Source organism: Flavobacterium sp. RSB2_4_14, assembly GCF_051547085.1.
Classification (GTDB): domain Bacteria; phylum Bacteroidota; class Bacteroidia; order Flavobacteriales; family Flavobacteriaceae; genus Flavobacterium.
The window spans coordinates 1,154,785-1,170,670 of sequence record NZ_JBPTTL010000001.1 but is presented as its reverse complement, the minus strand read 5'-3'; the positions used below and the strand labels follow the sequence as shown (position 1 = coordinate 1,170,670).

General features: G+C 34.5%; 9 protein-coding genes. 2 read left to right on the top strand and 7 right to left on the bottom strand.

Annotated elements, in window-relative coordinates:
- Nucleotides 1–26: 26 nt before the first annotated feature.
- The 6 genes from ACSVH2_RS05285 to ACSVH2_RS05260 form a co-directional block, all read right to left on the bottom strand.
- Nucleotides 27–2,291 carry an aconitate hydratase gene (locus ACSVH2_RS05285; protein ID WP_438092101.1) on the bottom strand — a complete coding sequence of 755 codons (2,265 nt, stop codon included), beginning with the start codon at nucleotides 2,289–2,291 and terminating at the stop codon, nucleotides 27–29.
- A gap of 169 nt (nucleotides 2,292–2,460) precedes the next feature.
- A complete protein-coding gene (locus ACSVH2_RS05280; RefSeq protein ID WP_438092100.1) occupies nucleotides 2,461–3,585 on the bottom strand; it encodes an acyltransferase family protein in 1,125 nt (374 codons plus the stop codon).
- A gap of 30 nt (nucleotides 3,586–3,615) precedes the next feature.
- The gene (locus ACSVH2_RS05275; protein WP_438092099.1) at nucleotides 3,616–4,569 is read right to left on the bottom strand and encodes an AAA family ATPase; all 954 of its coding nucleotides are present in this window, start codon (nucleotides 4,567–4,569) and stop codon (nucleotides 3,616–3,618) included.
- Between the two features lie 87 nt (nucleotides 4,570–4,656).
- Entirely contained in the window at nucleotides 4,657–6,087 is a 1,431-nt protein-coding gene (locus tag ACSVH2_RS05270; protein WP_438092264.1) for a peptidylprolyl isomerase, read from the bottom strand.
- Entirely contained in the window at nucleotides 6,050–6,898 is an 849-nt protein-coding gene (locus ACSVH2_RS05265; protein ID WP_438092098.1) for a hypothetical protein, read from the bottom strand. The genes ACSVH2_RS05270 and ACSVH2_RS05265 overlap by 38 nt, the downstream gene beginning before the upstream one ends.
- A gap of 2 nt (nucleotides 6,899–6,900) precedes the next feature.
- Nucleotides 6,901–8,871 (bottom strand): peptidylprolyl isomerase, encoded by a 1,971-nt coding sequence (locus ACSVH2_RS05260; RefSeq protein WP_438092097.1) that lies wholly within the window; start codon nucleotides 8,869–8,871, stop codon nucleotides 6,901–6,903.
- 254 nt (nucleotides 8,872–9,125) lie between these two features.
- On the opposite strand from ACSVH2_RS05260, the gene ACSVH2_RS05255 reads away from it, so the two are divergent.
- Together ACSVH2_RS05255 and ACSVH2_RS05250 are read left to right on the top strand one after the other, a co-directional pair.
- Nucleotides 9,126–10,715 carry a peptide chain release factor 3 gene (locus tag ACSVH2_RS05255; RefSeq protein ID WP_438092096.1) on the top strand — a complete coding sequence of 530 codons (1,590 nt, stop codon included), beginning with the start codon at nucleotides 9,126–9,128 and terminating at the stop codon, nucleotides 10,713–10,715.
- A 73-nt stretch (nucleotides 10,716–10,788) separates the two neighbouring features.
- The gene (locus tag ACSVH2_RS05250) at nucleotides 10,789–10,998 is read left to right on the top strand and encodes a hypothetical protein (RefSeq protein ID WP_438092095.1); all 210 of its coding nucleotides are present in this window, start codon (nucleotides 10,789–10,791) and stop codon (nucleotides 10,996–10,998) included.
- A 174-nt stretch (nucleotides 10,999–11,172) separates the two neighbouring features.
- On the opposite strand, the gene ACSVH2_RS05245 is transcribed toward ACSVH2_RS05250, so the two are convergent.
- A complete protein-coding gene (locus tag ACSVH2_RS05245; RefSeq protein ID WP_438092094.1) occupies nucleotides 11,173–15,726 on the bottom strand; it encodes a T9SS sorting signal type C domain-containing protein in 4,554 nt (1,517 codons plus the stop codon).
- Nucleotides 15,727–15,886 lie beyond the last annotated feature (160 nt).

Sequence of the window (15,886 nt, the reverse complement as noted above, 5' to 3'; positions counted from 1 at the left end):
TTTTTATGCTTAAATATTAATTATTCTTACGCTTTTCCAGCAGCAATCAAGTTCAAAGCTGAACCAGCCACAAACCATCCAATTTGGCTATCATTGTACGTATGATTTGCCAAAATAACATCTTTTGAACCATCAGCATGAACAAACTCTAATGTCAAAGGTTTTCCAGGAGCAAATTCAGTTAAGTCTAAGAAGTTGATAGTATCATTTTCTTGAATTTTATCATAATCAGCTTCGTTAGCAAAAGTCAAGGCTAACATTCCTTGTTTTTTCAGGTTGGTTTCGTGAATACGAGCAAATGATTTTACTAAAACAGCTTTAACACCTAAAAATCTTGGTTCCATAGCGGCATGTTCTCTTGAAGAACCTTCACCATAGTTATGATCGCCTACAACAATTGAGGCAACACCAGCCGCTTTGTACGCTCTTTGAACAGCAGGAACAGCGTCATAAGTTCCAGTTAACTGATTTTTTACTTTATTGGCTTCTTGATTAAAAGCATTCACAGCTCCAATCAACATATTATTCGAAATATTATCTAAATGACCACGGAAACGCAACCAAGGTCCAGCCATAGAAATATGGTCTGTGGTACATTTACCAAATGCTTTGATTAATAATTTGGCACCACTAATATTTTTTCCATCCCAAGCATCAAAAGGAGCTAGTAATTGTAATCTATCTGATGTTGGTGATACAGCAACTTGAACAGAAGAACCATCTTCCGCTGGCGCTTGAAATCCAGCATCATCAACATCAAAACCTCTTTTAGGTAATTCATCTCCAAATGGAGCATTTAATTTTACAGCTTCACCTTTGTCATTTAATAAAGTATCTGTAAGTGGATTAAAAGTTAAATCTCCAGAAATTGCCAAAGCAGCTACCATTTCTGGCGAAGTTACAAAAGCATGTGTGTTTGGATTTCCATCAGCACGTTTTGAAAAGTTTCTATTGAAAGAATGCACAATAGTATTTTTTTCTTGTTTATCGGCACCTGCTCTATCCCATTGACCAATACAAGGTCCACAAGCATTAGTAAATACTTTGGTGCCCATTTTCTCAAAAGTGGCAATGATACCATCTCTTTCTATGGTGTAACGGATTTGTTCAGAACCTGGATTTATACCAAATTCTGCTTTTGGAGTAATTCCGTGAGCCACTGCTTGTTCAACAATGGATGCAGCACGAGCCATATCTTCATAAGATGAATTGGTACAAGAACCTATTAATCCCCATTCTACTTTTAAAGGCCAACCGTTTGCAGTTGCTTCTTCCTTCATTTTTGAAACTGGTGTTCCTCTATCTGGAGTAAAAGGTCCGTTGATATGTGGTTCTAATTCTGATAGATTGATTTCAATTAATTGATCAAAATACTGTTCTGGATTAGCATAAACCTCTGAATCTGCTGTTAAATAATCAGCCACTTTATCGGCAGCGTCAACAACATCTTGACGACCAGTTGCGGCTAAATACCTGCGCATAGAGTCATCGTACCCAAAAGTAGAAGTCGTAGCCCCAATTTCTGCGCCCATATTACAGATAGTTCCTTTTCCTGTACACGACATATTGATGGCACCTTCACCAAAATATTCTACAATAGCTCCTGTTCCACCTTTTACGGTAAGAATATCAGCTACTTTTAAAATAACATCTTTCGGAGCAGTCCAACCACTTAATTTTCCGGTTAACTTTACTCCTATCAACTTTGGAAATTTCAATTCCCATGACATACCACTCATTACGTCCACAGCATCAGCACCGCCAACACCAATGGCTAACATACCTAATCCACCGGCATTAACCGTATGTGAATCTGTACCAATCATCATTCCTCCTGGAAAAGCATAATTTTCCAATACAATTTGGTGAATGATACCTGAACCTGGTTTCCAAAATCCGATACCATACTTGTTAGAAACCGAAGAAAGAAAATCAAAAACTTCTTTAGATTGACTGTTGGCTAATTCTAAATCTTGTTTAGCTCCGTTTTTAGCCAAAATTAAGTGATCACAATGAACTGTTGTAGGAACAGCAACGGTCTTTTTCCCAGCATGCATAAATTGCAACAAGGCCATTTGAGCCGTCGCATCTTGACAAGCTACTCTATCTGGAGCAAAATCTACATAATCTTTTCCTCTAGTAAAAGATTGAGAAGGAGTTCCTTCCCATAAATGAGAGTATAATATTTTTTCGGAAAGTGTTAAAGGACGTCCAACTAATTCTCTTGCTTTGTCTACACGAGAAGCCATTGTTCCGTAAACTTTTTTAATCATTTCAATATCAAAAGCCATAATATAAATAGGTTTATTTGTTTGCAGTGCAAATTTACGAAATCGATGTACTTCTAAAAAGCTTTTGATGAAATAAGTTGCAACAGTATAGTGTTTTAAGATATTAATATTTTAGATACCTTTATTTTATTGATTTACTATTTTAAAGGCCAAAAAATAATAATTCTCACTATTTATCCCTCAAATCCATCATAGGTTTTTCATAAAAACGGTACAAAATAGTACTTAAAACAAGAGTTATAAGGAGATAAATGATCGTAAAAAAGTATAATCCTAGTCTGTTTTCTACATCCATTGGGAAAAAATACTTCATCAATTGGAGTACCACACTATAGTGCAATAAATAAATGGAGTAGGAAATAATACTGATATAAGTTATTGGTTTTGCAATAAAAGAAGGTGCTGCTTTCCAATCGGATAAAAAAGGTAAAAAGCAAGCTACTGCAATGGATAATAGGGGAAGGTATAAGACATTCCAAAACAATGGTTGAATGGCAATTAATAACCCAAAATAACCCAAACTAAAAAATAAAAATAATAGCAATAAGGTTCCTAAAATAAAGAACAGGTATTTAGTCTTCTCCCAAAAAGAAGAAAAGTTCAAGTAAATCCAACTGAATAAAACACCGATAAAAATACTATCCAATCGATACAAAACAACCGCTTTTAAAGAAACATTCCATTGGTCTAAAGTCGTATTGTTTGTCGTATTTTGATAGTAAAGTTTATTAAAAATAAAAAGTAGAATTAATAGTAGAATTGCCCAAAAAAAGAACTTTGATTTATTTTTTGGCTTGATAAAAACACCCAAAAACAGTATAAAAAAAGGCAAAACTACATAGGCAAACTCTTCTACTGATAAACTCCATGACTCTGTAAAAAAGAGCAACATGGTAATTTTAAAATTTTGCAAAAAGAAAAAATACCGCCACAACTGAGGCATTTCATAACCAATAATTCCTGCTATTAAAATATTGATTAGCAAAACCAAATAATAATTAGGAAGTGTCCTAAACCATCTTCTTTTCAAGAAATAGAAGACAGTAGCTAGAGAAAAATCTTCCTTAAGATACAATTGATATAGAATTTTACCAATAAGAAAACCGCTTAGCACAAAGAAAATTTCTACACCAAAAAAACCAAACAATTGTAAAATTTGATGAAAAAGACTGTCGTCTTGAGGGTAAATCCACAAACAATGACCTGCTACAACCATAGTAATAGCTGTGGCTCGCATTAAATCGAGACCAAAAATTCTAGTGACTTGTTTAGATTCTTCCACTGTTTTATTCATTAACTAAATGTAATAAATAGTCAAAGTAAATTACAACAAAGTAGCAATAATCATTTCTTCTGAAATACCTTCGGCATCAGCTTTATAGTTTTTGATAATTCTGTGACGTAAAATTCCAGTAGCTACTGCTTTGACATCTTCTATATCTGGAGAAAATTTCCCGTTGAATGCGGCATTGGCTTTAGCGGCCAATATTAAGTTTTGTGAAGCTCTTGGACCTGCACCCCAATCGATATAATTTTTGATATAATCATTAGACAACGGATTGTTAGGTCTTGTTTTGCTAACTAAAGTTACCGCATATTCAATAACATTGTCAGCCACAGGAATACGGCGAATTAGATGTTGGAAATCAATAATTTCTTGCGCCGTAAACAATGGATTAATAACTGGTTTATCGTCAGAAGTAGTACTTTTTACAACTTGAACTTCTTCATCATAAGAAGGATAATCTAGTTTAATAGCAAACATAAAACGGTCTAATTGGGCTTCTGGCAAAGGATAAGTTCCTTCTTGCTCAATTGGGTTTTGCGTTGCTAAAACAAAATAGGGTAAATCTAATTTATAATTTTGACCTGCTATGGTTACCGAGCGTTCTTGCATCGCTTCGAGTAAGGCAGCTTGTGTTTTTGGTGGTGTTCTGTTAATCTCGTCAGCCAAAATAATATTAGCAAATATCGGTCCTTTGATGAATTTAAATTGACGACTGTCATCTAGAATTTCGCTTCCTAAAATGTCCGAAGGCATTAAATCGGGTGTAAACTGTATGCGTTTAAAATCCAATCCTAATGCTTGAGAAATAGTATTGACCATTAAGGTCTTTGCTAATCCAGGAACGCCTATAAGCAGTGCATGTCCTCCAGAAAATATACTGAGTAATATTTGGTCAACCACATCGTCTTGACCAACAATAATCTTGGAAATCTCTCTCTTTAGTTCTACTCTTTTTTGAACTAAATTTTGAATGGCTGCTACGTCTGACATAATACTTTTATAGAATTTAGAATGACAATATACAAATTTTAGTGTTCAAAACACCAATCAGTATCCCGATTTTGTGGGACTGAACAACTATTTCTTTAACCAATTATTGGTAAACAAACAGTCTTGATATTCTCCATTAATTTTAATATAGGTTTCTTTGATTTTTTCATCACTCCATTTAGCAATAGCTTTGATTTGTTTTTCTTTCAAAGCCAAATCTTTAATTTTGATGTAATCCTTGGCATAATCTGCTGTATGTTCATTGATTCTGTTGGTAACAGTAATGATTTTGTATTTCTTTCCGGTTCTTGGATCGTCGTCTAAAATCGGTGAAGTGATAGCATTTTCTTTTAAATTGGAAACTTCGCTATACAAACTTGGATCCATTTTAGTCAATTCGAAATGGGTGTCTTGAGTTTTTGGATTAATCAAAACACCACCATTAGCTCTAGTTTCTTTTTCATCAGATAATGTTCTGGCTGCTTCGGAAAAGGTAATTTCACCACTTTCAATTTTCTTTTTAATGGTAATAATTTTCTCTTTGGCTTCTTTCAAAGCTTTGTCAGAAACTTTAGGCATCATCAAAATATGTCTCAACTCAACTTCTTGCCCTTTAATTCTCTCAACCATAATGATATGATAGCCATACTCCGTTTCAAAAGGTTCTGATATTTCACCTTCCTGTAAACTGAAGGCAACATCCTTAAATTCTTTCACGAATTGCGTCTTCCTATTAATTTTATAATATCCACCACTCGAAGCAGAACCTTTATCGTCTGAATAAATTACGGCTCGTGTTTTAAAACTAGCACCCGACAATACTTCGCCTTTGATTTCTCGCAATCTAGTAATCACTCTTTGTTTTTCTTCTTGAGAAATTACCGGTGCAATTACAATTTGAGCCACTTCCATTTCCGCTCCAAAAACAGGCAAGTCAGCTGCAGGGATTGATTTAAAAAAAGTACGTGTTTCCTCTGGAGTGATTTCAACGGCATCAATAATTTTCTTTTGCATCTCACCGGTAAGTTTGTTCATCTTGATAATTTCAAATAATTCATTTCTGAATTCTTCCTCATTACTTTTTTTGAAATAACTTATCACTTTTTCCATTGAACCCAGTTGTTCCACCATATAATTCAACTGTTCATTCATTTTCTCTTTGACTTCTTCATCTCTGATAACGATACTATCTTGGATGGCTTGATGAGCATACAATTTATCTTCTAATAATTTACCCAACATTTGACATCGGGTAATATCTTTAATCGAATTTCCTTGACTTGACATTTCTAAATAGGTTTTGTCAATATCAGAATCTAAAATAATATAATCACCTACGGTAGCGATAACTCCATCAATTTTTTGCTTTTTGGAGGAAGCCACCAAAGTTGGTTTTGTCTTCACCGAATCTTTGATAATCTCTTGAGAATGCGTAAAAAACACCGAACAAATAAGGGCAATAATTGTTAGTGTAATTTTACTATTGGTATATTTCATAATCTTTATTTTTAATGGCATCATCAGTGATTTCTTTTTCAAACTTTTTTATCAATTCTAATTTTCGTTTATTCAGTAATACTTCTCTCAAAGTTGGTTTTATATAATCAAAAGGGGAAATTTGATTTTTATCAATTACATTGGTAATTTTTACTAAATAAACATCATTATTTACTGTTTTTTCTATTCTTTTCCCCGAAGAAATTATTGCATCTCTATTGTCTGGTGTGATAAAAGGTAGCTTGACATATACTTGATTCATATCGACCCAAACACTATCATTCAACGCAAAACTTTTGAACTGTAATGCATAAGTTTCCCAAAACTTTTTATCTTTTTTGTTATAATCAAAGAATTTACTTCTTATGGTAGCAAAACGTGGATTATCTTTCGAAAGATTGATGTATCGCAGTCTTACTAATGTTCCATTGGTTTTAAAATTCTCTTTATTTTCGTCGTAATATTGTTTTAATTCTTCTTGTGAAATTATAGTATCAACGGTGTTTTTTACTACTTCTTCAATGTATGCCTTAGTATATAAATCTATTTTATACTGTTTTATTAAGGCATTATATTCGCCTTTTTTTGCATCGCTTAAATTTCGTTCTGCCGCTTCAATCAACAATTTCTGACTTGCCCATCGGTTAATAAAATCTCTTACCAATAGCAAACTATCTTCTTTTGAAGTTCCCGCTGGAACTAGTGTAGCAACATCACTTTTATACAAATAACTTTTCCCTACTCTAGCAATTGACTCAGGTTTTTGTTCTGGTTTGAAATAACTACAAGAACAAGCCATCAAAAAAAAGAGGAAAAAACTATTTCTAACCATGTTTAGGGCTGTAATTGTTTTTTTACACGTTCAAAAACATCGTTGTTGACTTTTATGGTAAATTCTTTTTTCAAATCATCTACCCAACGTTGCTCTAAATACTGTTGATAATCATTGACAATTTTTCCTTTGCATTCGTCAAACGTTTTGATACCTGCAGGTAACACTTTGTCCACTTTGATTACAAAATAATATTCACCTTCTTTGAAAATATCAGAAATGCCAACATCATATTTTGTTCCTTTTGGCAAAGCATCGCTACCTTCTTCAAAAGTACCTGTGTTTACCATTATATTAACGACATTATCAACGTTTAGTGTTTCTTTAATCTTTGGCAATTCTGTTTTTTTCTTCAACATGGCCAATGCTTTTTTGATTACATCCATTTTGGTTGAAGAAAGAACGCTAGCTTCCACTCTTTTTTTCCACAAATGTTCTGATTTGTGTTCGTTATAAAAATTTTGTAACCCAACAGTGTCAGTCTTTGCACGTTCCCAAATCTCTTTTTCCATCAAATCAAACAACAATAATCCATCGCGATATTCTTCCATCACATTGGCAAATTCGGGAAATTCATTTTCTAAATTTTCATCGTAGTAGGCTGTCAACTGTTCGTCTAAAAATTTCTCATAAATAGCATCTACCAATTTATTCAAAGGTTTAACGGCTATTCCTGATTTTTGTTGTTTATCTACAAATTCTAAAAACGTTTTTCCGTCAATCTTCTTAGTACCATTAATAGTTAACAAAGTAGCTGTGTATTCTTTTGCATTTGCTGGAAGTGTCCATTTGGCCTCATAAAAATCATTGGTTACTAATTTTGAAAGTAAGCCAAATTGCTTTGAGTCTTTTTTGTAGGTATATTTTTTTCTTAATTTTTCATTTAAAGAAGAAACCAACTTTTTAGACCTGTCGTCTTTCCCAATTTTGCCTTCCAATTCGTTTCTCATTTCATCCATCGTTTTTATAGGATGCTTTTCTATCAACTTGATAATATGCCAACCAAATTGAGATTGAAATGGTTTTGAAATTTCATTAGGAGTATTTAATGAAAAGGCAGCATTCTCAAATTCTTCTGAACTCAATTGTCCAGAACCAAATTTATTTAAAACCCCACCTTTTCCAGCAGACGATTTGTCTTCCGAAAACTGTTTGGCCAAATCCTCAAACTTTTCACCTTGTTGGATTTTTCTATAAATATCGTTGATGGTATTTTTAGCTTTATCTTGGTCAGTATCTTCGGTCTTTGGGTTTAATATCATGATATGAGCCACCGTAATTTCACCTCGATTATCTCTAATATCATCTACTTTCAAAATATGATAGCCAAATCGAGTTCTAGTAATTTTTGAAATTTGTCCTTTTGGCGTGTTGTAAGCGGCATTTTCAAAAGCATACACCATTCTAAAAGCAGTAAAATAACCCAAATTCCCTTTGTTTTCTTTTGCTGATGGATCTTCAGAATATTGAACAGCTAAATTACCAAAATCCTCTCCAGCCAATGCTTTCTTTCTTATATCTTCAATTTTTTTATACGCTTTTAAAGTATCTTCAGGCGTGGCATTTTCATCGGCTAAAATCAAAATGTGAGACGCTTTAATTTCTTTTTGCAAACGATTATAACCTTCCGTTATAAGTGCATCGGTAATTTTAGTATCGTTGAAGTAATTTTTGGCCAATTGTGTGCGATACGATTTTAACTCGTTTTGATATTTTGTATTGTTTTCTAAACCTAGTTTATAAGCTTTGTTTACTTTTAATTTATACCCAATAAAAAGTTCTAAATATTGGTTTAAATCTTTTTGCGATTCATCTTTAACTAAGTCTAAATTCTTTTTATATACTCGTGAAAATTCATCCGAATAATAGGGTTTCTCATTGATGGTAAACAAAACTTCTTTAGCATTATTTTGCGCATTACTGGCTATTGACATTAGAAAGAACAACCCGAAAAAAAACTGTTTTAAACTCATGATTTTATAAATTCGATTAAAAATTTTACACAAAAATGTTGGTTTTATTGACATGCCTAAAACACTTTGGTTTATTGACATTACAATCAACAAAAGTAACAATTCAAACACATTATACAAGTATCATGTCTACTATTAACAAAAATTTATTAACAGCACTTTTACTAGGTTTCACAAATGACAAATCAGAAATGGAATTGATAAAGGAATAATGAGTAAATAATAGTATTTTTGCAAACTATTTATTGAAAATCATGAGTTTTTTAAAAGAAATACAACGCCGCCGAACCTTTGGAATCATCTCGCATCCCGATGCTGGAAAGACAACGCTAACTGAAAAATTATTGCTTTTTGGAGGTGCCATTCAAGAAGCTGGTGCAGTAAAAAATAATAAAATTAAAAAAGGAGCTACTTCCGATTTCATGGAAATTGAACGCCAAAGAGGGATTTCAGTTTCCACATCGGTGTTGGCTTTTAATTATAAAAATAAAAAGATTAACATCCTAGACACGCCTGGTCACAAGGATTTTGCTGAAGACACTTTCAGAACATTAACTGCCGTTGATAGCGTTATTGTGGTAATTGACGTGGCAAAAGGTGTGGAGGAACAAACCGAAAAGTTAGTAGAAGTTTGTAGAATGCGAAACATTCCGATGATTGTTTTCATCAACAAATTAGACCGAGAAGGAAAAGACGCTTTTGACCTAATGGATGAAGTAGAACAAAAATTGGGATTGAGTGTTACTCCCTTGAGTTTTCCTATCGGAATGGGTTATGATTTCCAAGGAATTTATAATATTTGGGAACAAAACATCAATTTGTTTAGTGGTGACAGCCGCAAAAATATTGAAGATACTATCGCTTTTTCTGATATCAACAGCCCAGAGTTGGAGAAAATCATTGGTGAAAAACCTGCCGTAAAATTGAGAGAAGAGCTGGAATTGATTTCAGAAGTGTATCCTGCTTTTGAAAGAGTCGACTACCTCAATGGGAAGTTACAACCAGTTTTCTTTGGTTCGGCGTTGAATAATTTTGGTGTTAGAGAATTATTGGATTGTTTTATCGAAATTGCCCCTTCACCAAAACCAAAAGAATCGGAAACGAGATTAATAAAACCCGAAGAAGAAAAAATGGCTGGTTTTGTTTTTAAAATTCATGCCAATATGGATCCAAAACACAGAGACCGTTTGGCTTTTGTGAAAATTGTTTCAGGAACTTTTGAAAGAAACAAACCTTACCTGCATGTTCGACTGAATAAAAATCTAAAATTTTCTAGTCCAAATGCCTTTTTTGCTGAGAAAAAAGAGATTGTTGACATCTCTTATCCTGGAGACATTGTAGGTTTACACGATACGGGCAACTTTAAAATTGGCGATACTTTAACTGAAGGCGAAATCATAAACTTTAAAGGAATTCCAAGTTTTTCACCTGAACATTTTAGATATATTAACAATGCCGACCCTTTGAAAGCAAAACAGTTAGACAAAGGCGTGGACCAATTAATGGATGAAGGTGTTGCACAATTGTTTACATTAGAAATGAACAACCGAAAAGTAATTGGAACTGTGGGCGCACTGCAATATGAAGTAATTCAATACCGATTGGAGCATGAATATGGAGCCAAATGTAGCTACGAAATGTTCCCAGTGCACAAAGCATGTTGGGTAAAACCAAACGACCCAAAAAGCGAAGAATTCAAAGAATTTAAAAGAATAAAACAAAAATTCTTAGCCCATGACAAGTACGGACAATTAGTTTTCCTTGCCGACTCAGAATTCACCATTCAAATGACACAGAGTAAGTTCCCGAATGTAAAGTTGTATTTCACCTCCGAATTTGACTAATTATCGAAAAAAGTGAACTAAATTTTTGAAGTTCAAAAAGGATTACTATATTTACCAACTGAAATAGATTTGTATGAAAAATATATTTAAATATTATTTACTTGCTTTTGTCCTTGTGTCAGATTTTGCGATGTATGCACAACCAGGAGATGATGATGGTGGAGGTGGTCTTGAAGGTGGTGACCCGGCACCAGCACCAATCAATAGCAAATTAGTAATTTTAGCCATAGTTGGTGTTTTATTTGTATTATACACATTCAGAAACAATAAAAGAACCGTTTAGTTATAAACATACTTTATACCAAACCATTTCAATCTAAACGGAATGGTTTTTTTATGACTTCTCGTCTCCAAAAAAAAATACTCCCCAAAACCTTGAGGAGCATTCTATTTCTTATAGGAACTTCTATGCCTTAAATGGTTATTAATTTTAATACCATAGATGGTAATAAAAATACTATCGCAGCACTTTCTTAGTCACTACTTCACCATCTTCTGAAGTAATTTGAACCAACAATACTTCATTAGACATACCTACAGTTAGATTAGTTTCAGTAGCATTAATGCCTTTTCTTTCTAGTAATAATCGTCCTCTGATATCAAATACTTTTACAGATGCCATCATTACAGTTCCTGAATTAATTACAAAGTCATTCGCTTCATTTTTGTAAACAATTACTTGATTAGCATTGAAGGTTGGGTTTGTAACACCCAAAGCACCTTGGTAGATAATTTCAAAACGAGACGCAAAAGTTCCAGCCTCTGAAGTGAAAGTATAACCACCAGCCGTTAAGTTATGAACCGTTGTGGTCAAATTATCACGTAAAAATATTTCTTGCCCTGTAGCAAACAAACCATCAACATGGTCAATAGAAATAGTATATTGTCCGGCTGTAGTAACTTTATATTTCATTGCCACCACATCTGTGGCATCAAATGGTACTGGTCTTCCTTGAATAACATAATCTTCGTTAGCAATGGTAGAGGTCAAAGCAATTGGACCATCGTTAAAATACCTACTATCCGTATCGTCTAAACCTAAAGTACCGTTGGTAAAATAACCTACTACCGATTGTGAAAATCCTGAAGTGGCACCTGTCATATTCAACCAAATTCTGTTAGCTTCAATAGAGGTTGTATTGATACTTGCTCCAACTGATGTTCTAAAAAATTGATTAGCATTATCACCTATTCTTTGTCCATTATTAAATACCAAACTACTAGCTCCGGTTTTTGCTTGTACTAAAAATCCTTGTCCTGTTTGAATTACACCCAGTGGACTTTCGGTATAAGCTTCACCATTATCACTATAGGTACTAGTGGCTGTATTCCAAGAACAATAAGATGCATTAGCAGCATTATTTGTTTTTCTCCAAAAATAAAGCGTAGTCTCAATATTAGCACTATTGTCTGTTGCAAATTGAGAAATACTAATTGGCGATGGATAAGGATTTCCTACTGCATTAAAACGATCACCTGTACTTGAAATAGCGACACTTGGTGACGGAGTTCCATTAAATGGTACGCCTGTAAATTGTCCATTCCAAATGGTAGCAGCTGTTGGATGATTGAAAGGCAAACGGATTAAGTATCCTTTACCTATAGCAAAATCAGTAATGGCATAAGCTGCAACAGATTGGTAGAAACCAGTTGTCGCAGGAGCATTTATAGTTGGATTATAAGTATAAAAACGAATGTTAGGAGAAACTGATGTTAACGGAGAAAAATTAAATAAATTTTGTCCTGAAACTGGCGATGACCATAAGGTATAATCCAAACGGATTAATGGATTTGAATTACGTTTTACAATGATATTACCCGAATTAGTAAGTGTATTGTTTTGTAACAAATTAGCATTGTTGTTCAACGTAAATGTACTTCCCGAGTCAACAGTTAATCTACCTTCTAAAGTAACATCAAAACCAGACGAAACCGTTACCGCTGCATTATTAATTAATCGTAGTGAACAACCAGCAAAATTAGCGCCTATAGTTCCCGTACCACCATCAAAAACGACTGATTTAGTGGCCGAAGGTGTTCCATTTGACCAAGTTACTCCACCATTAGTTGATGTAGTGCTATCGATAGTCACCACTGCAGAACCGCTTCCTATTCCTGCGCAACCATTAGAATCAGTAACTGATGTTATAATATAAGTGGTAGAACTTGTCGGAGCAACTGAAATGTTAGATCCGCTCACATAACCGCTGACACTTCCTGATGTATAAACCACATTAAATGGTGATGATCCGCCAGTGATGGCTACTTGAATATTGGTTGGACTACCTGAACAGATAGTAGCAGATCCTGAAATTACTGCTGAAATAGCTAAACAACTTCCTGTTCCTACTGTTATAATACCTATTGTAGCAGCAAAAAAAGTATTGTTTTTATTGGTTGCTGCTGATGTTGTACTACCATGTGAACCTGATGGTGTTCCAAAACCACCCAAAGTAAGTGTCCCTGCAGTATGACTGAATGTTCCTAAATTTACAAAAGAGCCTGCTGCAATAGAAAAATTATTGGTTACAGCCTTTACACTAGGTAATGTTAATGTTGTATTATTATTAACAGTCAAACTTCCTATAGTTGCGGGAAGTGCATTTCCTGCTGCTTGTGCTCCGCCTCCATTGTAAATATAGTTTGCTGCTGCATTAAAAGTTCTAGCAGTAGTTGTTCTGATATTTCCCGTCGAATTACCTACAGTAGTGATTCCATTTGCTGATGTAATCCCTAAAATAGCTCCTGAGGATAATGTAAAAGTTCCTCCGCCTGTTACTATTGTTGTCTCAGCCGCCATCTGTAATGCAGAACCACTATTAACTGTAAAATTAATAACGTTTGAAACTGTTCCACCAGAAGTAAAGATTTGGATACCTGATTTATTGAAAACAATGGTAGAATTATTCCCTCCACCACTTTCAGTCAAAGTACCTCCAGTTAATGAAAAATCGCCTCCAACATTCACTACCGTTAATGAAGAACCACTAGATAAATCAACAGTTCCAGCCGTTTGAATATAGTCTCCTCCAATTGTGATAGTTGGACTTGGTGTATTAGCATTAAATCTCAAAGTTCCAGTACCAACAGAGGTTACTTTGAAATCTCCTGCACACAATGTAAATGACGTTGTCCATGCTTGTTGCCAGTTGCCAGTATTACCTGTCCAATTTAATTCTAAATTTCCAAAAGGTAAAGCAACACCGGTAGTTATTACTGTTGTATTATTTTGCCAATTATCTATTCTTACGTTAGAGTTAAAAGCAAAACTTTCAGTACCATTGAATATTGTTGTTGATGGAGCACTAGTATTATTATGAACATAAGTACCGCCATTATCTATTTGAAAAGTAGTGGCTGTAGCAAGCGTTATAGCTGAAGTAGAAACTAAAATTCCTCCACTTTCAATTTGAACTTTAGAACCCGTTCCCGATACTGACCATGCTGCACCAGTAGTCATGGTATGAGTGTTTTGAACCACGAATATATTTCCACTTGTAAAATCGGAACCTGAGGCATTAGTTCCAGTTCCATCTCGTTTTGTGTTCCAATTGGCTAATGTTTGTGGTGCTAAACTTCCTTTGGAATAATAATAAATTTTAGAAGGCACTAATTCACCTGAAGCCGTTATAACGGCACCTATTGGATATCCGGTAAATTGAACTTTAGCCAATTGTCCTGCAATTAATCCTCCTGTTCCTACTTGTATTTTTCCAGCACTTGCACCACCACTTGCGCCTCCAATACCTGTCCAATTATTAATCGTTAAAGTAAATGCTCCCCAAGTGGCTGCACTACTATTCGCTATAGTTAAAGTATGAATTCCCGTTCCCAAATCTATAACAGAATTAGCGCTCAAAGTAGCAACACCAATAGTCTCCGAAAAACCTGTTGTTGCACCAGTACTAAATGTTCCTCCTGAAAAAGTAAAAGCAGATGTATTTGCAATTCTATCGGCTGCACCTAATTCTAAAATACCACCACTCAATGTACTAGCACCAGTATATGTATTATTCCCTGAAAGCGTTAAAGTTCCTATTCCTGTTTTGGTTATCCCAACCGATGTTGCCGTTCCATTACTTATCACACCACTGTATGCAGCAGGACTTGTGTTGTCTGAACCAATAGTAATAGTTCTAACTCCTGCTGTTCCAGAAGAATTTGTAATATTCCCTGAACCCGATAATGATCCAACGGTCAAATTGGCATTAGCCATATTCAAGGTACCATTTGTCATGGTAAGTAAGCCCGAAATAGTTGTTGCCGCACTCAATGTAATACCTGCACTATTATTTATGGTTAAATTAGCAGGAGTATTTTGTGTCAATCCACTTCCTGTTACTTGAGCAGCTGTTCCGTTATAAAAATAATTTGCACCAGCACTATAAGTTCTTGTTCCTGAAGCTTGAACATTTCCAGTAGCTCCAGTAGTTGCTATACCATCAGCCGAACCAATCTGTAACGTAGCACCTGATGCTAAAGTGAAATTAGAATTTGTATTTTCCCCAGTGATTAAACCAGCACTTGATATGGTAAGGTTACCATTAATAATAATTGTTCTAGCAACAAAACCAGAAGTGTTTTGACGAAGCGTTCCATTAATAGTTCCTGTTGCAGTTGTAGCTAAAGTAAAATCTGTTCTTCCCGTTCCAGAAATTCCTAAGGTGAGCGTTTTTCCAGCAGAGATAGAAAAAGCACCCGTGACAGTAATTAATCTGGTTTGCAGGATCGGTGCGTCGCTTTGAAGGTTGCAATTTCCGCTTACAGTTAGACTTGCTAAACTAATGGCGGGATGAGCTGTAATAGCTGCCGATTGATCTGAATTAATAATTACATTATCTCCTGCAGCTGGTGCTCCACTTGGACTCCAATTCCCTGCAGTAGTCCAATTTCCTCCTGTAGTAGGCACCCATGTTTTGGTGGCTTGCCCAAAAATTAAACCATTGAAAAACAAAGAAAACAAAAGCAATAACGTTGGTACTATTTTCGAAGAATGTAGAAATGTTTTCATAACCGGAGGTTTTAATTTTTAGTCTTGTAAATCATTACTTTACAAAAATAATTAATATTTATATAAGGGACAACTATTTCTGTTTAATGGTAAATAATCACGATATATTTCAACTTTTACAAAAAACGCTACACAATAAGCGTTACGTAAATTCAATTTT